General features: G+C 71.2%; 21 protein-coding genes. 15 read left to right on the top strand and 6 right to left on the bottom strand.

Annotated features, from left to right (window positions below):
- Positions 1-60 precede the first annotated feature (60 nt).
- Positions 61-579, top strand: coding sequence for a hypothetical protein (locus VFS34_10800; GenBank protein HET9794941.1), 519 nt, complete (start codon positions 61-63; stop codon positions 577-579).
- A gap of 5 nt (positions 580-584) precedes the next feature.
- Positions 585-1,136 (top strand): hypothetical protein, encoded by a 552-nt coding sequence (locus VFS34_10805; GenBank protein HET9794942.1) that lies wholly within the window; start codon positions 585-587, stop codon positions 1,134-1,136.
- A gap of 105 nt (positions 1,137-1,241) precedes the next feature.
- On the opposite strand, the gene VFS34_10810 is transcribed toward VFS34_10805, so the two are convergent.
- From VFS34_10810 to VFS34_10825, 4 genes are all read right to left on the bottom strand, one after another.
- On the bottom strand, positions 1,242-1,994 hold the full coding sequence (locus tag VFS34_10810; protein HET9794943.1) for an SDR family oxidoreductase: 753 nt from the start codon (positions 1,992-1,994) through the stop codon (positions 1,242-1,244).
- Positions 1,991-3,736 carry an acyl-CoA dehydrogenase family protein gene (locus VFS34_10815; GenBank protein ID HET9794944.1) on the bottom strand — a complete coding sequence of 582 codons (1,746 nt, stop codon included), beginning with the start codon at positions 3,734-3,736 and terminating at the stop codon, positions 1,991-1,993. The genes VFS34_10810 and VFS34_10815 overlap by 4 nt, the downstream gene beginning before the upstream one ends.
- Positions 3,737-3,836: 100 nt before the next feature.
- Positions 3,837-5,975: a 3-hydroxyacyl-CoA dehydrogenase NAD-binding domain-containing protein gene (locus VFS34_10820; protein HET9794945.1), complete on the bottom strand. Its 2,139-nt coding sequence runs from the start codon at positions 5,973-5,975 to the stop codon at positions 3,837-3,839.
- 327 nt (positions 5,976-6,302) lie between these two features.
- Positions 6,303-8,528, bottom strand: a complete 2,226-nt coding sequence (locus VFS34_10825) for a DUF6600 domain-containing protein (GenBank protein HET9794946.1) — start codon at positions 8,526-8,528, stop codon at positions 6,303-6,305.
- Between the two features lie 154 nt (positions 8,529-8,682).
- Between VFS34_10825 and VFS34_10830 the strand changes: the two genes are divergently transcribed.
- Together VFS34_10830 and def are read left to right on the top strand one after the other, a co-directional pair.
- Entirely contained in the window at positions 8,683-9,369 is a 687-nt protein-coding gene (locus VFS34_10830) for a cyclic nucleotide-binding domain-containing protein (GenBank protein ID HET9794947.1), read from the top strand.
- On the top strand, positions 9,366-9,869 hold the full coding sequence (gene def, locus VFS34_10835) for a peptide deformylase (GenBank protein HET9794948.1): 504 nt from the start codon (positions 9,366-9,368) through the stop codon (positions 9,867-9,869). Before VFS34_10830 ends, def begins: the two co-directional genes overlap by 4 nt.
- A gap of 36 nt (positions 9,870-9,905) precedes the next feature.
- On the opposite strand, the gene VFS34_10840 is transcribed toward def, so the two are convergent.
- Positions 9,906-10,667, bottom strand: coding sequence for a response regulator transcription factor (locus VFS34_10840; GenBank protein HET9794949.1), 762 nt, complete (start codon positions 10,665-10,667; stop codon positions 9,906-9,908).
- Between the two features lie 80 nt (positions 10,668-10,747).
- Between VFS34_10840 and cysS the strand changes: the two genes are divergently transcribed.
- Positions 10,748-12,139, top strand: a complete 1,392-nt coding sequence (cysS, locus tag VFS34_10845) for a cysteine--tRNA ligase (GenBank protein ID HET9794950.1) — start codon at positions 10,748-10,750, stop codon at positions 12,137-12,139.
- A 140-nt stretch (positions 12,140-12,279) separates the two neighbouring features.
- Here the strand turns inward: cysS and VFS34_10850 are convergent, their stop codons facing one another.
- Positions 12,280-13,353, bottom strand: coding sequence for a 3-oxoacyl-[acyl-carrier-protein] synthase III C-terminal domain-containing protein (locus tag VFS34_10850; GenBank protein ID HET9794951.1), 1,074 nt, complete (start codon positions 13,351-13,353; stop codon positions 12,280-12,282).
- A gap of 200 nt (positions 13,354-13,553) precedes the next feature.
- Between VFS34_10850 and VFS34_10855 the strand changes: the two genes are divergently transcribed.
- The 10 genes from VFS34_10855 to VFS34_10900 form a co-directional block, all read left to right on the top strand.
- On the top strand, positions 13,554-15,047 hold the full coding sequence (locus tag VFS34_10855) for a type I 3-dehydroquinate dehydratase (GenBank protein ID HET9794952.1): 1,494 nt from the start codon (positions 13,554-13,556) through the stop codon (positions 15,045-15,047).
- The gene (locus VFS34_10860) at positions 15,044-16,444 is read left to right on the top strand and encodes a chorismate-binding protein (protein HET9794953.1); all 1,401 of its coding nucleotides are present in this window, start codon (positions 15,044-15,046) and stop codon (positions 16,442-16,444) included. The genes VFS34_10855 and VFS34_10860 overlap by 4 nt, the downstream gene beginning before the upstream one ends.
- Positions 16,441-17,013 (top strand): aminodeoxychorismate/anthranilate synthase component II, encoded by a 573-nt coding sequence (locus VFS34_10865; protein ID HET9794954.1) that lies wholly within the window; start codon positions 16,441-16,443, stop codon positions 17,011-17,013. The genes VFS34_10860 and VFS34_10865 overlap by 4 nt, the downstream gene beginning before the upstream one ends.
- On the top strand, positions 17,010-18,023 hold the full coding sequence (gene trpD, locus VFS34_10870) for an anthranilate phosphoribosyltransferase (protein ID HET9794955.1): 1,014 nt from the start codon (positions 17,010-17,012) through the stop codon (positions 18,021-18,023). Before VFS34_10865 ends, trpD begins: the two co-directional genes overlap by 4 nt.
- Positions 18,020-18,793, top strand: coding sequence for an indole-3-glycerol-phosphate synthase (locus VFS34_10875; GenBank protein HET9794956.1), 774 nt, complete (start codon positions 18,020-18,022; stop codon positions 18,791-18,793). Before trpD ends, VFS34_10875 begins: the two co-directional genes overlap by 4 nt.
- Positions 18,790-19,401 carry an N-(5'-phosphoribosyl)anthranilate isomerase gene (locus VFS34_10880; protein HET9794957.1) on the top strand — a complete coding sequence of 204 codons (612 nt, stop codon included), beginning with the start codon at positions 18,790-18,792 and terminating at the stop codon, positions 19,399-19,401. Before VFS34_10875 ends, VFS34_10880 begins: the two co-directional genes overlap by 4 nt.
- Entirely contained in the window at positions 19,394-20,569 is a 1,176-nt protein-coding gene (trpB, locus tag VFS34_10885) for a tryptophan synthase subunit beta (protein ID HET9794958.1), read from the top strand. The genes VFS34_10880 and trpB overlap by 8 nt, the downstream gene beginning before the upstream one ends.
- The gene (trpA, locus tag VFS34_10890) at positions 20,566-21,390 is read left to right on the top strand and encodes a tryptophan synthase subunit alpha (protein HET9794959.1); all 825 of its coding nucleotides are present in this window, start codon (positions 20,566-20,568) and stop codon (positions 21,388-21,390) included. The genes trpB and trpA overlap by 4 nt, the downstream gene beginning before the upstream one ends.
- Positions 21,387-21,665 carry a chorismate mutase gene (locus tag VFS34_10895; GenBank protein ID HET9794960.1) on the top strand — a complete coding sequence of 93 codons (279 nt, stop codon included), beginning with the start codon at positions 21,387-21,389 and terminating at the stop codon, positions 21,663-21,665. The genes trpA and VFS34_10895 overlap by 4 nt, the downstream gene beginning before the upstream one ends.
- Positions 21,659-21,940, top strand: a 282-nt coding sequence (locus VFS34_10900; GenBank protein ID HET9794961.1) for a 3-deoxy-7-phosphoheptulonate synthase, incomplete at its 3' end; no start/stop codon positions are given. The genes VFS34_10895 and VFS34_10900, both read left to right, overlap by 7 nt.

Raw genomic sequence — 21,940 nt, forward strand, 5'->3', positions numbered from 1 at the left:
GGCCGCGAGTCTATCGCGAAGAGGCCGCCCTCGGCCGGGGCGGGGCGATAAGATGCGCGCGTGTTTCGCTGGCTCTCGTCGATCGCCCGGCGGCTCGAGCTCGACAAGCTCTTCACGCGGACCGGGGGCGGCTTCTTCCTTCGCGAGGAGCCGCCGGGGGAACCGACGCCGCCGGACGCTCCGCACGAGCGGGAGATCCCTCCGTCCCTTTCCATCCACGTATCCGCGCCCCGCATCGAGCCGCGGGTCAGCGCGGGCGACGGGGACGAGACGATGATCACCACGTTCGTCGCGGCGTGGCGGCCGAACCCGTCTCCGCCGGAGGAGTGGATCGAGCTGCTGCGTTCGGCGCCGTTCGGCACCACGTTCACCTCGGCGCGCGAGCTGCAATGGGACGGGAAGGACCTCACGATCGAGAGGGTGAACGCGTCGGAGATCGAAGCGTTCGCCGGCAAGATGGACGAATGGGTGGACTACGCCAACAGCGAGCTCGCGAGCCGCCGCGCCACGCCCGAGGCGGTCGCCCGCTTCGAGGCCGGCAAGCGCGCGGCCGAGCTTCAGGATCGGTTTCGCCGCTGACGCCGGTGAACGAGGAGGAGCGCCGCCGCGTCCTGGACTGGGTCAAGCCGCTCGCCGCCGGGATCGACGGCGTGACCAACTTCGGCGACGTCGAGCGGGTCCTGCGGGCGGCGGAGGAAGTCGCGGCCGGACGCTCCGACGTCGATTCCGACCGCCTGTTCCTGCTCGCCGTTTTCTCGGGACAGGAGAAGTGGGTTTCCGGATTCGCCCACGGGAGCCGGACGGAGCTCTTCCTCGGTTCGGTCGGAGTGCCCGCCCCGGCGTTCCGGGCCCTCCGCCGGTCGCTCGGCCGCTACGCGCGGTCCCCGGAGACTCCCGAAGAGGAGTGCGTGCACGACGCGCGACGGCTCGACGAGATCGGCGCTTACGGCGTCGCGCGGCTCGCCGCGATCGGCGCGCGCGAGAGGATGGATCTCGCAGAGCTCGCCGCGGAGATCGAGGGGGAAGCGCGCGACGACCTGCGGACGGAGCGCGGCCGCGCGCTCGCCGCTCCGCGGCTGGCCGTCATGCGCGAGTTCGCACGGTGCCTGAGGGAAGAGATCGCCGAGTTCGGGTAGCCGGCGCGCCTCTCCGGGCCGCTCGAAATCGCGGGGACCCTTCGGTTCAGGACGTGAAGGCGCGGCTGACACGCGCCCGTCCGGCTCGATGCATCGCCGCGCCGGCTAATAGAGGGAGCGGCCCCCGTCCACCGTGAGCACCTCTCCGGTCACGAACCCGGGTCCGTCGCAGAAGAACGCGACCGCGGCGGCGATCTCTTCCGGTGTCCCGCAGCGGCGGAGCGGAATCTCCGAGACGAGCTTGGCGACCGCGGCCTTCGGCATGTTCGTCGGCGGGAGGATCGTTCCCGGCGCGACCCCGTTGACGGAGACCTCCGGCGCGAGCTGCCGGGCGAGGACGCGGACGACCGCCTCGACCGCCGCCTTCGAGATCGCGTGCGCGGAGTAGCCTTTCCAGACCCGCCGCGCGGCGAGGTCCGAGATCAGGACGACGCGTCCGCGCCGGGACCGGAGTTCCTTCTCCGCGGCGCGCGCGAGGAGGAAGTTGGCGCGGGCGTTCAGGTCGATCGCCGCGTCCCAGATCTCCGCTCCGGTATCCGAAAACGGCACCTTCAGGAAGTTCGCGGCGGAGCCGACGAGGAGGTCGAGGCGCCCGAACGCGGAGATCGTCCGGCCGACCAGCCGTGAGCAGTCGGCGGGACGCGAGAGGTCCGCCCGGATGACCGTCGCCCGCACGCCGCCGGCGCGAGCCTCCGCGGCGACGGCATCGGCTTCCTTCCGGGAGGCGTGGTAGTGGATCGCGACGTCGCATCCCGCGCGGGCGCGTTCGAGGGCGATCGCGCGTCCGAGGCGGACCGCGCCGCCGGTGACGAGCGCGACGCGGCGGGCCGAGGCCGCCCCCTTCACGCGCGCCGTCATTCCCAGTAGCTGAACGCGTAACCCTCCGCGCGATAGGCGGTTTCGGAGATCGCCGTCAGCTCGGCGTCGGGGCTGCGATCCATCTCCTTGAGATTCCCGACGATCCGGTGCCGCGCGTGCCGGATGAACGTCTTCGCGAGACGGATCTCCTCGGCGGCCTTTTCGGCGCCGAGCCGGGCGATCGCGGCGCTGGCCCGGGAAAGCACGGCGAGCCCCGCGTACAGGTCGATCGTCGCGTTGGCCAGCCGCTCCTGCTGGTACTCCTTCTCGATGATTCCCTTGCCGTACTTCTGGAGGAGCGTCTCGACCGCGTTCGCCATCGCGCCGGTGTACTTCACGAGGTATTCCCCCTGCGGCGCGAGCTCGGGCGCGACGCCGGCCAGCCTGCCCGGGGCCACGGCGCGGCGGATCCGCTTTCCGGCGAAGCCCGAGAGGATCCCGAGCGAGGAGAGCGGCGCTTTGAGGGCCCGTCCGACGTCCTTCATGTACTCGGCGACGTCCCGCGCTCCCGAGAGCGCGACGAGCATGCGGAGGATCTCGTTCGTCCCCTCGAAGATCATGTTGATCCGCGAATCGCGGAGCGCCTTCTCGTACGGGTATTCCTCCATGAATCCGTTGCCGCCCGCGATCTGGAGCGCGTCGTTGATGTTCCTCCACACGACCTCGGTCCCGAAGACCTTGCAGCACGCGCCTTCGAGGGCGTAGTCCTCCGCGCCCGCATCGACCAGCCCGGTCGTGAGATAGACCATCGACTCGAGCGCGTACGTCTCGACGACCATGCGCGCGAACTTCGCGCGGATCATCTCGAATTGCGCGATCGGAGTCTGGAACTGCTTGCGCTGCGTGGCATGGAGCGCCGCCGCGCGGATCATCGCCTTCGACCCGCCGACGCATCCGGCCCCGAGCGACGTGCGGCCGGTGTTCAGGACCTCGACGGCGATCTTGAATCCCTGGCCGCGCTCGCCGAGGACGTTCGCCGCCGGGACGCGCATGTTCTCGAAGTGGATCTGGCAGGTCGAGGACCCTTTCAACCCCAGCTTGTTCTCCTCCTTGCCGCGGGCGAGTCCCGGAAGGTCGGAGGTGACGACGAAGGCGGTGATCTTCCGGTGCGGCTCCGTCGCGGGCAGCGCCTCGTCGCGCGCGAAGACCGTGAAGAAGGAGGCGAAGCCCCCGTTGGAGATCCACTGTTTCGTGCCGTTGAGCACGAACGTGTCGGTGGCGGCGTCGTACACGGCCGTCGTCTTCTGGGCGGCCGCGTCGGATCCGGCTTCGGGCTCCGTCAGCGCGAACGCCCCGATGAGCTCACCCGCCGCGAGCTTCGGCAGCCAGCGGCGCTTCTGCTCGTCGGTACCGAAGAGGATCAGACCCTTGCAGCCGATCGACTGGTGCGCACCGACGACGATCGCGAGCGAGGCGTCGGCGGTGCCGACGTCTTCCATGACGCGGCAGTACGCCGACGACGAGAATCCGAACCCGCCGTATTCCTCGGGGATCGCCATCCCCATGAGACCGAGCTCGGAGACGCCGCGGATGACGTCGGCGCCGACCGCGTGTTCCCGCTCGATCTTGGCCGGGTCGATCTTCGCGGCGGCGTACTGGCGGAAGGAGTCGAGGAACGTCGAGACGGTCTCGCGCTCGTCCTCGCGGACCTGCGGATACGGGAAGAGGGCGTCTTCGTCGATCTGTCCCGAGAAGAGCGATTTGACGAAGGGGTGACTGCGCGCGGGAGCTTCGATCGCCATGGCCACCTCGCGAAAGAAAAAGTCTATCCCACCGCGCGCCGGATCGCGCGTCGTATGGGCCGTTTACGCCGGTCGGCGCGGTTTCTGCCGGCGCGGGCGATCAGGCGGGGTGGAACGTTCGCCGTTCCGCGGCCATCTGCACGAGCAGGGCCGCGGGAGAGAAGCGCGGCCCGAGGCGCTCCGCGAGGTCCGAGAGCCGGTTGACGATCCGGTCCGCGCCGAGATCGTCCGCGTACTGCAGGAGCCCGCCGCGGAAGGGGGGAAAGCCCGTGCCGAAGATCATCGCGAGATCGAGCTTCTCCGCGGACTCCACGATGCGGTCTTCGAGACAGAAGGCCGCCTCGTTGATCATCGGCATCAGCAGGCGCGCCTCGATCACTTCCGGCGGCAGCGCCGGCTTCGAGGCCGGGCGAGCCCCGACGAGCGCATAGGCTTCCGGGTCCGGCTTCTCGCGTCGGGTTCCCCGGTAACGGTAGAAGCCCCTGCCCGTCTTCCTTCCGAGCCGCCCCCCCGCCGTGAAGGCTTCGAACCGCGCCGAGAGGGGGAGACGCTCCGGAAACGCGGCCGCCATCGTCTGCCCCCCCTTGGCGGCGACGTCGATGCCCACGTCGTCCAGGAGCGCGAGGGGGCCGACCGGCATGCCGAAGGCGGTCAGCGCGCCGTCCACGTCCTCGATGCGGCAACCCTCCTCGAGCAGACGGACCGCCTCGGAGAGATAGGGAGCGAGGATCCGGTTGACGAGGAACCCCGGTGCGTCGCGCACGACGACCGGCGTCTTCCCCATCTTCCGCGCGAGATCGAAGATGGTCGCGATCGTTTCGTCGGACGACTTCTCGCCGCGGATCACCTCGACGAGCGGCATCCGGTGAACGGGATTGAAGAAGTGCATTCCCGCGACGCGCCGCGGCTGGCGGGCGGCGGCGGCGATGCGCGAGATCGGAAGCGTCGAGGTGTTCGACGCGAAGATCGCCTCGTCGCCGACCGCCTCTTCCCACTCGCGGAGCACGGCCTGCTTGATCTCGAGCTTCTCGACGACCGCCTCGATCGTGACCTCCGCCCGCGAGAAACCGGCGTAGTCGAGCCCGCCGGAGAGGAGCGCCATCTTGCGGCGGAATTCCGCAGGCGACATCCGGTGCCGGTCGACCTTCTCCCTCCAGACGTCGGCGGCCGCGCGAAACCCGTGGGCGAGCGGCTCGGCCGCGATGTCCTTCATCCGGGCCGGAAAGCCCCGATCCGCGGCGAGCTGCGCGATTCCGCCGCCCATCACGCCCGCGCCGAGAATTCCCACCCGGTGGACGGGCCGGGGGGCGACGGTCGGGTTGATCGCGCCGGTCTCCTTCTTGACCTCTTCCGTCCAGAAGAAGATCCGCAGGAGCCGGCGCTGGACCGGCGTCCCGATCAGGCGGCCCAGCCGGGCGTTCTCGGCGGCGAGGCCGGCCTCGATCTTCCGCCCGAATCCTTCGCGGACCGCCTCGAGCGCCTCGATCGGGGCCGGGTACCGCCCGCGGGTCCGCGCGAGCACGGCGGCCCGGGCCTTGCGGAAGATCAGTGCCCGGCCGACGGGCGTCGCTTCGAGCGCGCGCGCGGCGAGCGGGAGGCGCGCCCGGCGACCGCGGGGCTTGCGCGCGCCGATCTTTCCGCGGGCGAAGGACTCGCTCCACGCGTCGAAGATCGCGTCGGGGACGACGGCGTCGGCGAGCCCGATCCGGGCCGCGCGCCGGCCGTCGATCGGCTTGCCCGTCAGGATGAGATCGAGGGCGGAAGCGAGTCCCGTCACACGGGGAAGACGCTGCGTGCCGCCCCATCCCGGGAGGATTCCGAGGTTGACTTCCGGAAGACCGATCCGGGTCTTCGACGAGTCGGAACACACGCGCCAGTCGCATGCGAGCGCCAGCTCCGTGCCTCCCCCCAGGCAGGCGCCCCGGATCGCCGCGACCGTCGGGAACGGGAGGCGCGCGAACCGGTCGAAGATGCGCTGGCCGACGGCCGATGCGGTTCTTCCTTCCTCGGGCGAGCGGACGTCCTCGATTTCCCGCACGTCCGCTCCGGCGATGAACACGTCCGCCTTTCCGGAGCGGAACAGGAGCGCACCGATGCCGTCCGCGGCCGAAAGCCGGTCGACGAGCGACGAGAGCTCTTCCATCACGGGCGTCGAGAACTTGTTCACCTTTTCGCCGGGAAGGTCGAACGTGACGAGGGCGAGTCCGTCGACGGTGTCGAGCCGGAAAGCGGAGCTCATTTCCGCGGAGTATACGTCCCGGAAACCGGCCGTTCCCGACGCGGGACGAGGCGCGCGAGCGCGGCGACGGCGGTCTCCCCGTCCGGCGACTCCGATCGAACGGAATTCGCCGCGTCTCATCGGGACGGCCGCACGGGAGGCGGAGCGTCGGCGCGTCCGCTCCGCCGAACCGATCTTCGACGAGCGGCGTTGACGGAGGAAAAGTCTTCGAGCCCGCCTCCCCGGGGGTCCATGAGACCGGACGAGGATCGCGCGACAAAAAAATTGCCCCTGCCTTCGTTCGGCAGGGGCGGAGGAGATCAACGACGACGGTGGGTCAGGCCGCCGTCAGTGAGAACGACCGTGCGGCGGGCGGTATTCCCCGCCGCGCGGCGGCGGAGGGGGCGACGAACGCGGAGCCGGAGCGGGCGCCCGGTACTCTCGAGTCTGCGGGGGAGCCGACCGCGGCGGAGGCGCCGACCGCTCGTATCGCGGAGGGGCCGCCGAATACCGGGGCGAGGGCTCCGCCCGCCGGGCGTCCGGAGGCGCGAACCTCTCCGAACGCGACGGAGGCGCGGACTCCCGGAGGCCGTAGGCCGGCGGCGCGGAGCGCTGGTACCGCGGCATCGGCGCGATCTCTCGCGGCTCGAAGTTCCCCGACCGCCGCTCCGGCAGGGAGCGGACGTACGGTTCGCTTCGCGGGGGAGGGACCGCCCGCCCGCGATCGATTCCCTCGATCACGCGCTGCGCGGGAGGAGTGTTGGCGCGAGTCCGCCACGACTCTGCCGGCGCGCCCCCGGAATTCCGGGAACGGGGCGTCGAGGCATACCCGCGCGGGGGGGCCGGGCGCTCCCGCCAGGATTCGCCGCCGCTCGGCGACCGCGGGGCGATCGACCGGGGAGAAATCGAGGACGGGCGGCGCCAGTCGTTCGACCGCTCGCCGGATCGGCTCGAGGGCGGCGGAACCGCGCGCGACGAGGAGCCGAAGGAGTTCCGCTGGGGCGCCCGCCACGATTCGGTGCGAGCCTGGCCCGGGTTCCGGAAGGCGCCTCCGGAGAGCGAACGGGAGCCGGACAAGGAGCCGGCGGTCTGTCGCGGGGACGCGACGAGCCGATCCGCGCCGGGCCCTTCCAGCCGCCGGGCCGAGGGATTCACCCGCGCGAGCTGGGTGTCCTGCAGGGTGCGCACCGTCGCGGCGGGAAGCTTCGCCTGCCGGCCCAGAAACGGTGTCAGCGCCGCGGATCGCTCGGGCGAGCTCTGCCGCGCGATCGTCGCGGGGGCGGTCCGAACGTAGGAACGGAGCGCCGTGGCGGCGGAGCCGCGGCCGGTAACGATCGGGACCCGGACCGGATCCGACGTGATCGCGACCCGGGCGCCGAGCCGCGAGGCGACCGCGGATCCCGGGAGCACGGACCGGTGGTCGAAATGCGATCCGAAGTGGTGCGAATCGACGAAATTCCAGCCATGGTGCCAGTCCACCCGTCCGGAGTCGAACAGGCCGGAAACGGAGAAGTAGAGTCCCGAGTGCCAGCCGCCGTACCCGCCCCAGTAGTTCGCATAGGGGCCGTAGTAGGCGTAGGAACCGATCGGGCACCAGCCGACGAATCCGTTCGTGAATCCCCAGTACACCCACCCCGGCGAATAGACGAAGGCGGGCGACCAGCACCAGGAGCCGAACCCGGCGTCGAAGAACCAGTTTCCGAAGTGGTGGGGGAACCATCCCCACGGCTCGTACGGCACCCACGAGGCGCCGACGGGGGTGTAGTACCAGTACCCGTCCGAATACGGAGACCAGTCGGCGCCCACGTTCGGACGCCAGACCTCGGTGTCGTACGTCGGCGAATAGTCCCAGCTCCCGTAATCGTCCAGAGCCGCGACGTCCTGGTCGTATTCGTCGCCGTCGACGTAGCGGGCCGAGACGGAGTTGTACGCGGAGAGCGCGGTTTCGGTGCGGTCGGCGACCCAGACGTCGAACCGATCGCGGGAGAACGACCCCCGGGCGAGCTCGGGCTGTTCGTCGCCGTGGACCAGCACGTACTGGCCCGCTTCGGCCGTGATCGAGCCGGAACGCGTCTGGACGTCGACCGAGCCCGCGCGGACGATCACCGTGGTGCCCCGGTTGGCGTCGAGGTTCACGCGCGCCCGTCCCTTCGCGGTCACGTACGCCGACGCGTCCGCGGTGTCGATCCGGAACGCGCGGGCGTCGTCGAAGGAAGCCGACTCGGCGGCGGCCGATCCCTCCAGGAGCGTGATCGCGGACTCATCGGCGTTGGATCCCTGCTCCCCGGCGAGCGCGTCGAGACGAAGGCGGCTCTCGCCGGCGATCTGGACGCGATTCCCGTCGGCGAGCTCGATTTCGGCGTGGGCGCCCGCGTCGGTGACGATCGTGTCCCCTTCCGCGAGCGGAAGATTGACCTGGATTTCGGTCCGGCCGTTGGCGTCGGAAAGGATCGAGCCGGCGCCGTCGACGTCGGTGACGTGAGCGTAGCCCGACCGCTGGGCGCGCAGGGGAAGAGCCGCCAGGAAAAGGGCGGCCAACCCGAAAAACAACGATGGAAAAAACCTGGATTTCATGTTCCTACTCCCGGGCGTTCGTCGCCCGACCACCGGGAGTAGCCAAGAGAGTGCCATGTCAACGTCCTGAAAACAAAGGGCGCCCATGCCGTCATCCGTCCTCTCGCCGGGACATCGGGGGGGCCAAGATGACACTCTGGATACAATCGCCGCGATGACGCCCGACGAGCTCCGGGAGGACCGGGAGAAGCGGGCGGACGCCGCCCGCTCCGCCGGACGCGACGAGGAGGCGATCCGTCTCTACGAGGAGATCCTGGCGGCCGACCTCGCCGGGGGCCGCTTCGTCCCCGCCGTGGCCGTCTACCAGCGGGTGGTTCTCTGGAAGCCGGCGGACGACGAGCTCCACCGGCGGCTGGCTCGGCGGATCGCGGTCGCCCGCGAGTCGCTCCCGGCCGGCTCCGCGCTCGGCGCGCTGCCGGAAACGGCCCTCCTCGCCGGCATCCCGCCCGCGCAGCTCGCGGGGGCGCTGGAAAAAATGACGGCCCGGCGCTTTCCGGCCGGAACGACGGTCCTGCGGGAGGGGGAGCCGGGGGATTCGCTCTACCTCATCACCGAGGGGCGCGTCGAGGTCGAGACGCGGGACGACGCCGGAGAGCGCGTGGTCCTGGGGGCTCTCGGACCGGGCGATTTCTTCGGCGAGATCTCGCTGCTGACGTCCCGGCCCCGAACCGCGACCGTGACGGCCGTCAGCGGGCTCGAGACGCTCGAGCTCACCCGCGCCGCGCTCGTTTCCCTGCGCGCGGCGTACCCCGATCTCGAACGGGCGCTCGCCGAGGCCCAGCGGACCCGGGCGGAGCGCACGGCCGAAGCCCTGATCGAGCAGCGCCGCCGCCGCACGTGATCCGCGACATCGTCAAGTTCGGCGATCCCCGCCTCCTCGCGCCGAACGCCGAAGTCGGCGAGTTCGACGGCCGGCTCGCCGAGCTCGTCGCCGATCTCGTGGAAACGTGTCACGCCGCCCCGGGGCTCGGGCTCGCGGCGCCGCAGGTCGGCGTCAACCTCCGGGTCGCCATCGTCGACCTTTCCGTGGGACAGGATCCGGCCGCGGTGACCGTGCTCGTCAATCCGAGGATTGTGCGCGAGGAGGGAGAAATCCGTTCGGACGAAGGCTGCCTGTCGATTCCCGGGCTCTCCGAGCCGCTCGCCCGCCCCGCGACGGTCGTCGTCGAAGCGGCGGATGCGGCGGGGCGCCGGCGGGCGATCGAGGCCACGGGGCTCTTCGCGCGGGCCCTCTGCCATGAGACCGACCATCTCGACCAGAAACTCTTCGTTCACCGTCTCCGGGGACTGAAAAAGGAGCTGGTGCTGCGGAAGGTCGCCCGCCGCTACGGCACTCGCTGAGGGCGGGCACCGCGCCTTCGCCGAGCGGACAGGGGATCAGCGCGGAACGGCCGGCGCCGTCCGAAGGCCGATTCCGTGGCGGGCCATCCCCCGCGCGACGATCGCCGAGATATCGGCGAGGCGCACGCGCTCTTCGGGGTCGGCCGGCGTGTCCCGCCAGAGCCGGAGCGTTCCCTCGACCCCCGAATGCTCGAACGGGATCTCCGTGGCGGGCGGACCCGAGGTGACGCCGGCCGAGAAGATCGAGCCCCCTCCCGACTCGATCGTCGCTCCGCGCGCGCCGAACCCCTCGACCACTCCCTCGAGCTCCCGCGTGATCGTTTGCGCGGTCTCGGCGGGAGTCCGCGCGGCCGCGAGACCGCGCCCGACGCGGAGCACTCTCTCGTAGAAGCGCACCCGGAGCTTCATCTCCTCGAGGAGGCCGCGGAGGCGGATCGCGTTGGCGAGACGCGCGCGGAGCTCGCGGGGGCGATACGGCTTGACGAGGAAGTCGAACGCGAGGGACTGGAATCCTTCGAGGACGTCCTCGGCGCGGTTCCGCGTGGTGGCGAAGAGGATCGGGACGTCCGAGCTCTCCGGGTCCGCCTTGAGCGCCCGGCAGAGCTCGTAGCCCGAGTGGTCGTTCATCAGCACGTCGAGCAGGATCGCGTCGTAGTCGTGTTCCGCGATCTCCCGGAGCGCGTCGTCGGCGTTGGTGCACCAGTCGCACTCCGCGGAAAGACTCTTCGCCGTCGCCAGGACGAGGTCGCGCTCGTCCTGGTCCGGATCGACGACGAGGATGCGCGGATCGGATTTCATCGAAAAAACGATACCACGGCGGTTCCGGCGCGCCCGGGATGCCGCCGGCCGGGCGCCGGCCGAGGGTATAGTTCGGCGCCATGCCGCTCCGGCTCTTCAACACGCTCGGGCGAACGCTCGAGCCGTTCACGTCGATCGAGCCGGGCCACGTCCGCATGTACACGTGCGGCCCCACGATCTACAACAAGGTCCACATCGGGAACCTCCGCACGTTCGTCTGGGAAGACGTCTTTCGCCGCTCGCTCGAGAGGCTCGGCTGGCGGGTGACCCAGGTGATGAACCTGACCGACGTCGACGACAAGACGATCCGCGGCGCCGCCGAGGCGGGGCTTCCCCTCCGCGAGTTCACGGAGAAGTACGCGGAGGCGTTCTTCCGCGATCTCGAAACGCTCGGGGTCGAGAAGGCCGAGCACTATCCGCGGGCCACGGACCACGTTGCGGAGATGATCGCGCTCATCGAGAAGCTCAAGGCGCGGGGCCACACCTACGAGAGCGAGGGCTCCGTCTGGTTCCGGATCTCCACCTTCCCCGAATACGGACGGTTGTCGGGAATCGATCTGTCGCAGGCGCGGCAGGGCGCCCGGGTCGCCGACGACGAGTACGAGAAGGACGACCCGAAGGACTTCGCGCTGTGGAAGGCGGCCAAGCCGGGGGAGCCGGCGTGGGATTCGCCGTATTCGAGCGGAAGGCCCGGATGGCACCTCGAATGCTCGGCGATGTCGATGCGCTATCTCGGCGAGACTTTCGACATCCACACGGGCGCCGTGGACAACATCTTTCCACACCACGAGAACGAGATCGCCCAGAGCGAAGGCGCGACCGGGAAGAAATTCGTGCAGTATTGGCTGCATGCCGAGCACCTGATCGTCGACGGCGAGAAAATGTCGAAATCGAAGGGGAACTTCTTCCTCCTCGCGGACGTTCTCGCGCGCCGCAACGATCCCGCCGCCGTCCGCTACCTCTTCCTCTCGGTGCCGTACCGACAGAAGCTCAACTTCACGTTCGAGGCACTCGAAGCGGCGGCCGCGGCGGTCCAGCGGCTCCGCAACGTCGAGGCGAATCTCGCCGACTACGCGCGCCGCCGGCCGGAGGGAGAGGAAACCGCGCCCGAGCTCACGGGGAAGCTCGGGGCGGCGTTCGACGAGGCGCTCGCGGACGACCTCAACACGGCCAAGGCGCTCGGCGCGCTCTTCGACTGGGTCCGCGACGTGAACGTCTCGCTCGAGCGGGGCGAGATCACGGGAGCGGACGCGCGGGCGGCGGCCGCCGCGCTCCGGAGCGCCGACCGGGTGCTGGGCGTGCTCCCGGCGCCGGAGATCCTCCCGGCCGAGATCGAAGCGCTCATCCAGGAACGGCTCGACGCGCGGCGCCGGAAAGATTTCGCGCGCTCCGACGCGATCCGCGTCGACCTCGCTGCGAAGGGGATCGTGCTCGAGGACACGGCGGCCGGGACCAGGTGGAAGAAGGCTTGACCCGGCGCGGCGGCGATTCCCAGAAAAATCGCCAGCGCTTTCCGTCGCAGGGAGTCGTCGAATCCGAGCCGTCGCGCCGACCGCTCGTCGATGGCTGGAGGTGACCCGGGTTTCCGAGCGATGGGGTGGTTTCCGCCGTGTCAGAGCCTCACCAGGCCCGCGCCCCAGTGGAGCCCCGCACCCAGGGCGGTGAAGCAGACGAGATCTCCGGGTTTCGCCTTCCCGGCCTGCTTCGCCTCGTGAAAGACGAGCGGGAGCGTCGCCGCCGTCGTGTTCCCGTAGTTCTGGATGTTGTTGAAGACCTTTTCGTCCGGCAGCCCGAGCGTCTTCTGCACCGACTCGTTGATCCGGAGATTCGCCTGGTGCATGAGAAGCAGCGAGAGGTCGTCGATGCCGAGACCGTAGGCCTCGAGGACCTCGCGCACGATCGCGGGCATCGCGGTCGTCGCGAGCTTGAAGACCTGCCGCCCCTCGACGATCGGAATCGTCGCCATGCTGGCGAACATCTCGGGCGCGAAATAGGGGAAGCACGACGAGCCTCCCGCCGGCACGTAGAGCTTGTCCCAGTGAGTGCCGTCCGTGCGCATCCGGAACCCGAGGAATCCGCGGCCGTCTCCCGTCCCGTTCGCCTCGAGGACGAAGGCCCCCGCGCCGTCGCCGAAGATGACCGCGCGGTCGCGGAGCGCCGTTCCGATCTTGAACATCTCCGGGGGAACGGCCTCGTCGGACTCTCCGAACATGACCCGCCATTCGAGGTCGGTCCACGGATAGAACGACGCATGGCATTCGGCGCCGATCAGCAGGATCCGGCGGTACGTCCCCGAGCGGATGAACGCGTCGGCCACCTGGAGCCCGGACAGGAAGCCGGCGCACTGCATGCGGAGGTCGATCGCGTGCGTCCGCGTGAGGCCGAGTTTCGCCGCCGCGATCCCGCCGTTGCCCGGAAAGTAGTGGGCGGGCGTCATGGTCGCGAAGAGAATGAGGTCGACGTCCGATGCCTGGAGGCCCGCGTCGGCCAGGGCGGCCTTCGCCGCCTCGACGCCCAGGTCGGCCGAGGACGTTCCTTTCCGCGCGTACCGCCGCTCCCGGATCCCCGTCCGCTGCTGGATCCATTCGTCGGTCGTGTCCATCAGCCGCGACATCCGCTCGTTGGTGACGACGCCGTCGGGGAGGAACACCCCGGACCCGCGAATCACGCTCGTGGGGGAGGACATTTCGGGATTATATGAAGACGCCTTGACAGACCCGCGCCGCGCGTCTACAGTCCGCTCCGTGAAGGTTTCCGCCTCGTCCTGCTGGTACTGGTACTGGAGCGACACCCGGTAGGGCGAAGCTCGCCCTCCCGGAGGAATTCGGGCGGGGCGATCGACAGCGCGGAATGATCGAAACCCCCGGCCGACGGGGGTTTCGAATTTTGGATCGGACTCTTCCCATCCCGGCGACGATCGCGACGCTGGCTCCCGCGAGCTTCGAGGACGCGCGCCGGCTCGCGGCTCTCGTTCCGCCGGAGGCGAACGCGATCGAGTGGCGCCTCGACCTCGCTCCGGGACGGATCTCCCCGCGCGCTCTCCTGGATCTCGATCCGCGATGCGCGATCGTGACGTATCGGACCGTGCGGGAGGGAGGCCGATTCGCCGGAAGCGCCGACGAATACCGCCGTTCCGTCGTCTCCGCCTACGAAGCGGGCGCCGTCGTCGACGTGGAGCTCGAGAGTGGCCTCCTCGGCGACGCGGGGTTCCTTCCGGACCGGAGCCGCGTCATCGGCTCGCGCCACGGCCCGTCTCTCTCCGAAGGGCGGCTCCGGGCGTGCGTCGCGCACGACGTGGCGGCCGTGAAGCTCGTCTTGACGGACCCCGACACCGTGGCCGAGGCGATCGGGTGCGTCGAGCGCGCCCGCCGGCTCTCCCGCGAGAGACCGGTCGCCTGCTTCGCGACGGGGACCCGCGGCGCCGTGACCCGGGTGCTCGCGCCCCGGTTCGGAAGCGCTCTCACGTACGGCACCGTCGACGGCAGCGACGCGACCGGCGCCGGCCAGATCTCCCTGGGGGAGCTTCGCGCGGTGTATCGCGCGGGGGAAACGGCTCCGCCGGAGAGGCTCTTCGCGGTCTACGGGGGCGACGTCTCGGGTTCCCTTTCTCCCCGGATCCACAACGAGCTGTTTCGGCGGCGGGGACTCCCGTGGCTCTACGTTCCCCTGACGGCGTCCCGGCGGGGCGCGGCGCGGGAGAGCCCGATCGCCGGGGACCTCATCGCGCTCGACGGGCTCTCGAGGAACCTCCACGGCGTTTCGGTGACGAATCCGTTCAAGGGCGACTTCGCCGGCGTCGCCGAGCCCGACGCGGACACGTCGCGGATCGGGGCGGCGAACACGCTCGTCCGACGCAAGCCCGAGTGCCTCGATCTCTCGGCGCACAACACGGACCTTCGGGCGGCGCGCGAGGCCCTCGGGCGACTCGGGGGAGCGCGCGTGATGGTCGTCGGAACGGGGGGAGCGGCGCGGGCGGCGCTCGCCGCGGCGTCGTCGCTCGGCCGTGCGGCCGCGGTGGCCGGGCGCGATCGCACGAAAACCACGCTCCTCGCCGCGGAGTTCGAAGCCGACGCCGTCGACATGAGCGAGCTCGCCTCGAAAGACGCGGACGTCTGGGTGAACGCGACGCCGCTCGGGTCCGGAGACGACGACCCGATGCCCGTGCCCGTCGGGGTTCTCCGTCCGGGAGCCGCGGTCGTCGATTTCGTTTACCGGCGCGACGGCGAAACGGCGCTCGCCCGCGAGACGCGGGCTCGCGGCGCCGCCCTCGTGGACGGACTCGAGCTCCTGGCCCGCCAGGCCGCCGGCCAGGCGGCGCTCTTCGGCGTCCCGGACGCGACGTTCGAGGAGATCGACGCGATCCTGCGAGGCGATTCGTGATCCGGGTCGCGACCCGATCGATCTCCGCGGACACGACGACCCCCGTCGCCGTGATGCGGAAGCTCCTCGCGGGCGGGGACGAGGCGTTCCTGCTCGAAAGCGTCGAGGGGGGCGCGCACCTCGCGCGCTGGTCGTTCCTCGGCGTCGCGCCGCGTGCCCGGTGCTCTTCGATCGGGGGAAGGGTGCGGCGGGAGGAAGACGGGCGCTCCGCGTGGCTCGACGAGCCTTTTCTCGACGCCGTCCAGGGGATGGCGGTCGATCCCGGATACGAGCGCGGGGAAGGCGCCCCGCCGTTCGCCGCGGGCGCGGTCGGCTACCTCGCCTACGACGCCGTACGGCTCTTCGAGAGGGTCCCGTCGCGGCACCCGCCGTCGACGGCGATGCCCGAGGCCCTCTTCCTCCTCTTCGATTCGACGATCGCCTTCGATCATGCCCGCGGCGTCATGGTCCTGCAGACCGCCGTCCGCGACGGGAAAGACGGTGCGGCGGAAGGGCGTCTCGCGGACCTCGAGCGCCGGGTCGCCGCTCCCGATCCTCCGCGTCCGAAAGGGAGTCCCGCCGCACCGCCGGCGTTCTCGGAAAGCGGCTCGCGCGACGGCTTTCTCTCCGCCGTGGCCGCGGCGAAGGAGGCGATCGCGGCCGGCGAGGTCTACCAGATCCAGATCTCGCGGCGCTGGACGTCGCCCCTCGGACTCGACGCCTTCGAGGTCTATCGCGCGCTCCGCCGGATCAACCCGTCGCCGTACCACTTCTTCCTCCGGACGCGGGAAGGGGACGTGCTCGGAGCGTCGCCGGAGATGCTCGTGCGCGTCCGCGGCGGCGCGATCGAAACGCGGCCGATCGCGGGCACCTACCCGCGCGGCGCCACGGCCGCCGAGGACCGCGCGCTCGAGGAGCGTTTCCTGGCCGACCCGAAGGAGCGCGCGGAGCACGTGATGCTCGTCGATCTCGCCCGCAACGACCTCGGGCGCGTCTGCGAGACGGGCTCCGTATCGGTCCCGGAGTTCTTCACCGTGGAAAAATACTCGCACGTGCAGCACCTCGTCTCCTCGGTCACGGGGCGCCTCCTCCCGGGGGTCTCCGCGCTCCGCGCGCTGGCGGCGTCCTTTCCGGCGGGCACCCTCACGGGAGCGCCGAAGATCCGCGCGATGGAGCTGATCGACGAGCTCGAGCCGTGGCGGCGCGGGATCTACGGGGGGGCCGTCGGCTATCTCGACCTCTCCGGAGACCTCGATTCGGCGATCGCGATCCGGACGATGGTCGTCGAGAACGGGGTCGCGCGCGTCCAGGCGGCGGCGGGAATCGTCGCCGACTCGGATCCCGAGCGGGAAGCCCGGGAAACGGAGATCAAGTCGGGCGCCCTCTTCCGGGCGGCCGAAGCGGCGGGCCGGCCATGATCCTCGTCGTGGACAACTACGACTCCTTCACCTGGAATCTCGTCCAGGCGATCGCCGCCTTCGATCCTGACGTCCGGGTGGTGAGAAACGACGCGTTCGACCCGGCGGAAGAGCTCGCGCGGGGGCCGGCGGGCGTCGTCGTCTCGCCGGGACCCGGAACGCCCGAGAAGGCGGGCCGATCGATCGAGACGATCCGGGCCGCGGAGGAGCGCGGGATCCCGATCCTCGGCGTCTGCCTCGGGCACCAGGCGATCGCGGTCGCGCACGGCGCCGTCGTCGATCGCGCGCCCGTCCTCATGCACGGCAAGACGTCGCGCATCTCCCACGAATCGGCCGGCATCTTCCGGGGACTCTCGCGCCCGTTCGAGGCCACGCGGTACCACTCGCTCGCGGTGCGCGAAGAGACGCTCCCGCCGGAGCTCGAAGTCGTCGCCCGGTCGGAGGACGGGATCGTGATGGGGCTTCGCCACCGATCCCTTCCGGTCTGGGGCGTGCAGTTCCATCCCGAATCGATCCTCTCCGTCGAAGGACCGAAGCTGATCGAGAACTTCGTGCGGGGCGCGGCGTGAGCGTCGCCGAGGCCCTCCGCCGGCTCGCCGACCGACGTCCGATCTCGGCGGCCGAGGCGCGCGACGCGTTCTTCGAACTGATGGAAGGGCGGGCGACCGAATCGCAGAAGGGCGCCCTGCTCCTCGGTCTCGCCTCGCGCGGCGAGACGCCGGAGGAGCTCGCCGGCGCGGTCGGAGCGGTGCGGGAGAAGATGCGGCGCGTCGAGGCGCGGCGGCGCCCCCTCCTCGATACGTGCGGGACGGGAGGGCACGGCCGAAGAACGGTCAACGTGTCGACGGCGGCCGCCTTCGCGTGCGCCGGCGCGGGAACCGCCGTCGCCAAGCACGGCAATCGCTCGGCGACCCGCTGCGGCTCCGCGGACGTCCTCGAGGCGCTCGGGGTCCCGATCGACAAGTCCCCCGGGGACGCGGGCGCGGAGCTCGACCGGACCGGCTTCACTTTCCTGTTCGCGCCGGCGTTCCATCCCGCCATGCGCGAGGTCGCTCCGGCCCGGCGGGAGCTCGGCGTGCGGACCATCTTCAACCTGATCGGTCCTCTCGCCAATCCCGCGGGCGCGACGCGGCAACTGATCGGCGTGAGCCGCTTCGACGTCGCCCGCCTCCTCGCGGAGGCGCTGGCGATGCTCGGCACGGAACGGGCGATCGTCTTCCATTCGGAAAACGGCCTCGACGAGCTCACCCCGGGGGTCGCCGCGATCGGCTTCGAGGTGCGGCCGGGACGGGCGATCTCGTGGCGGTTCGATGCCGGCGTCCTCGCGCAGCGGCCGGTGACGGTCGAGGAGCTCTCCGGCGGGGGGGCGGCGGAGAACGCGGAGGTCCTCCGGCGGGTGCTCGCGGGCGCGCGCGGCCCCGTCCGGGAAACCGTGCTCCTGAACGCCGCGATGGCTCTCTGGATCGCCGAGTCGGCGCCGACGCTGCACGAGGCCTACGATCTGGCGGCGTCCTCGATCGACTCGGGCCGGGCCGCGTCGATTCTCGAGGGGGCGCGGTCCTCCGGAGGAGCCGCGTGAGCGGGATCCTCGGGGAGATCGCGGCGTCCGTCCGCTCCCGGCTCGCGGCGGGCGCCTACCGGCCCGCGGAAGGCCGCGGCCCCGGCCCGAACGGCAGCCGGTTCGCGGCCTCTCTCCGGGAACCGGGAACGCGCGTGATCGCCGAGCTCAAGCAACGCTCGCCGTCGGCCGGGGAGATCTGCCCGCACCTCGACCGGAAGGTCGAGACGCTCGCCCTCGCCTATCGGCGCGGCCACGCCGCCGCGATCTCGGTCGTCACGGAACCGGAGTTCTTCGGAGGGAAAGCCGAGTGGATCGCGAGAGCGAAGCGGATGTCCGGCCTTCCCGTGCTGATGAAGGACTTCGTCCTGGCCGAGGAGCAGCTCGATTTCGCGGCGTCGTCGGGCGCGGACGCGGTGCTCCTCATCGCGGCGCTCCTCGACGGCCCGGCGCTCGCGCGGCTTCGTTCCGCGGCGGAAGCGCGGGGTCTCGCGGCCCTCGTCGAGGTCCACGACGCCGGCGAAATCGCGCGCGCCGCCGCCGCCGGCGCGTCGATCGTCGGGGTGAACGCCCGGGACCTCCGCTCCTTCGAGGTCGATCGGGAAGGCGCCGCAGAGCTCGCGGCGGCGATCCCGGCCGGCGTCCTGCGCGTGGCGGAGAGCGGAATCCGGACGCGGGAGGACGTCGAGCGCCTCTCGGCCGCCGGGTTCACCGCGTTTCTCGTCGGCGAGACGCTTCTTCGCTCCGAGGATCCGGAGGAAACGCTTCGCTCGCTCCGGGGGACGGCGTGACGCGCATCAAGATCTGCGGACTCACCCGGAGCGAGGACGTCGCGCTCTGCGTCGCGCTCGGGGCGGATTACCTGGGGTTCAACTTCTCGCCGCGAAGCCCGCGTCGCGCGGCGGTCGAGGACGGGCCGAAGCTCCTCGCCGCGTCGGAGGGGCGCCCCCGGGTCGGGGTCTTCGTGGAGGAAGGCCCCGAAGCGGTTCGGCGCGCGATCGACGCGCTGGACCTCGACTTCCTGCAGTTCCATCGGCCGCTCCGGGACGACGACTTCGCCTTCGGTCTCCCGGTGATCGCGGTCGAGCGCGTGTTCGGCCGGATCCCGGCCCCGCGGACGCCTTTCGCGCGCTGCCACGCCGTTCTCTACGACACGGGTCACCCGGCGCTCGACGGCGGGACGGGCATGACGTTCGACTCGAACGGGCTCGCCGCGCGGGACCGCGGGATCCCCGTCGGTCTCGCGGGCGGGCTTCGTCCGGAGAACGTCGCCGAAGCGATCCGGGCGGCTCGTCCGTTCCTCGTCGACGTCGCGAGCGGAGTGGAGTCGTCGCCGGGGGTGAAGGATCCGTCCCGGCTCCGCGCGTTCTTCGCGGCCGTCCGGAGGGCGGATGGCTGAGCGCGCGTACTTCGGCGCGTACGGCGGCACGTTCGCCCCCGAGACGCTCATGGCGCCCCTCGTCGAGCTCGCCGAAGCCTTCGACGAGGCGCGGCGGGATTCGGGATTCCGCGCGGAGCTGGACGGCGCGCTCCGGGACTACGCCGGACGCCCGACGGCCCTTTTCTTCGCGCGCCGGCTCTCGGAGGACGCGGGAGGGGCGCGAATCCTCTTCAAGCGCGAGGATCTCCTGCACACCGGAGCCCACAAGATCAACAACGCGATCGGCCAGGGGCTGCTGGCGCGCCGGATGGGGAAGACGCGTCTCATCGCCGAGACGGGAGCGGGGCAGCACGGCGTCGCGACGGCGACCGTCGCGGCGTGGCTCGGGTTCGAGAGCGTCGTGTACATGGGATCGGAGGATGCGCGGCGCCAGGCGGTCAACGTCGCGCGAATGCGGCGGCTGGGAGCGGACGTCCGGACCGTCGATGCCGGATCGCGGACGCTGAAGGACGCGATCAACGAGGCGATGCGGGACTGGTCGGCGACCTCCGCGACGTCGCACTACGTCCTCGGCTCGGCTCTCGGCCCGCATCCGTATCCCACGATGGTCGCCTGGTTCCACCGGGCGATCGGCCGCGAGGCGCGAGCCCAGACCCTGCGCCGGTGGAAGAAGCTCCCGAAGGCGGTCGTCGCGTGCGTCGGCGGCGGGTCGAACGCGATCGGGATCTTCCAGGCTTTCCTGCGGGACCGCGTTCGCCTCGTCGGCGTCGAGGCGGGGGGGCGCGGGACCGCGCTCGGCGACCACGCCGCCCGGTTCGCGGGCGGGAAGGTCGGGATCCTCCACGGAACGAAGACCTGGGTCCTCCAGGATCGGGAAGGGCAGATCGCGGCGACCCATTCCGTCTCCGCGGGACTCGACTATCCCGCCGTCGGCCCGCAGCATGCGGCGCTGCGCGACGCGCGGCGCGTCGAATACGTGTCGGCCTCGGACTCGGAGGCGCTCGACGCGTTCGACCGGACGACGCGGCTGGAGGGGATCGTCCCCGCGCTCGAGTCCGCGCACGCGATCGCGTTCGCGCGGAAGCTCGCGCCCTCGCTTCGAAAGAGCGATCTGATCCTCGTCAATCTCTCCGGGAGGGGGGACAAGGACCTGCCGGAGGTCGAGCGGATCGAGAGGGGATCGTGAAGTCGAGCGGGCGAGTCGCCGCGGCCTTCGCTCGGGCCGAGGGGGAGGAACGCGCCGCGTTCGTCGCCTATCTCACGGCCGGAGATCCCGACCTCCGCGCGACCGTCGAGCTCGCGCGCGCGGTCGAGGCCGCCGGAGCCGACGTCCTCGAGCTCGGCGTTCCCTTCTCCGATCCGATCGCGGACGGGGCGACGCTCCAGCGCGCGGCCGCCCGAGCGCTCGCCTCCGGGACGACGCTCGACGGCGTCTTCGCCGCCGCCGCCGAGATCCGGGCGAAGACCGACCTCCCGCTCCTCCTGTTCTCGTACGCCAACCCGCTCTGCGCGCGAGGGTTCGGGCGCGCCTTCCGGGAAGCGGCCTCCGCGGGGTTCGACGCCCTTCTCCTGACGGACGTGCCGGCGGAGGAGTCGGACGCGGTGCTCCCGGATGTCGCCCGGGCGGGGCTCGATCCCGTTCTGCTCGTCTCGCCGACCTCGGACGCGGGAAGGATGCGCGCCGCGGCGGAACGGTCGCGCGGGTTCCTCTACGTCGTCTCGCGAACCGGCACGACCGGGGAACGCGCCCGCCTCGCGGAGGATCTCCAGCGGACCGTCGCGCGCGCGCGCCGCGCGGCGGACGCGGAGCGCGGGGACCGCGGAACGCTTCCCATCGCGGTGGGATTCGGGATCGCTTCCGCGGAGGACGCCCGCCGCGTCGCGGCGATCGCCGACGGCGTCGTCGTGGGCTCGGCCCTCGTCGCCTGCGCGGAAAGCGGGGGCGCCCGGGCCGCCTCCGCCGTCGAAACGCTCGCGCGTTCCCTCGCGGAGGCCTGTCGGCGATGAACGAGCTCGAGCGGCTCCGCGTCTCGATCGACGAGCTCGACCGCGTGCTGGTGAAGCTCCTGAACCAGCGCGCGAAGTACGCGCTGGAGATTGGGCGGGCCAAGAGCGCCACGGGGCTTCCGGTCTATTCGCCCGAGCGGGAGCGCGAGGTCCTCGCGCACGTCGAAACCGAGAACCGGGGCCCGCTTTCCGTCGACGCGCTCCGGCGTCTCTACGAACGCATCATCGACGAGTCCCGCCGTCTCGAGCGGGAAGCCCAGGAGGGGAAATGCTGATCGTGATGAGCCCGGCCGCGACCGAGCAGGAGCTGGATGCGGTGGTCGCGCGTCTCGTCGAGAAGGGCTTCGACGTCCATCGTTCGACGGGCGCCGAGCGCACGGTCCTCGGCGCCGTCGGCCACGTGCAGAACAGCGATCCCCGGTTCTTCGAGGACATGGCCGGCGTCTCGGGAGTCGTGCGGATCACCGAGCCCTTCAAGCTCGCCGGCCGGACGTTCCAGCCGCGGGACTCCGTCGTCCCGGTGCGCGGCGTGCCGGTCGGCGGAGACGAG

This window comes from Thermoanaerobaculia bacterium, assembly GCA_035717485.1.
Classification (GTDB): Bacteria; Acidobacteriota; Thermoanaerobaculia; order UBA5066; family DATFVB01; genus DATFVB01.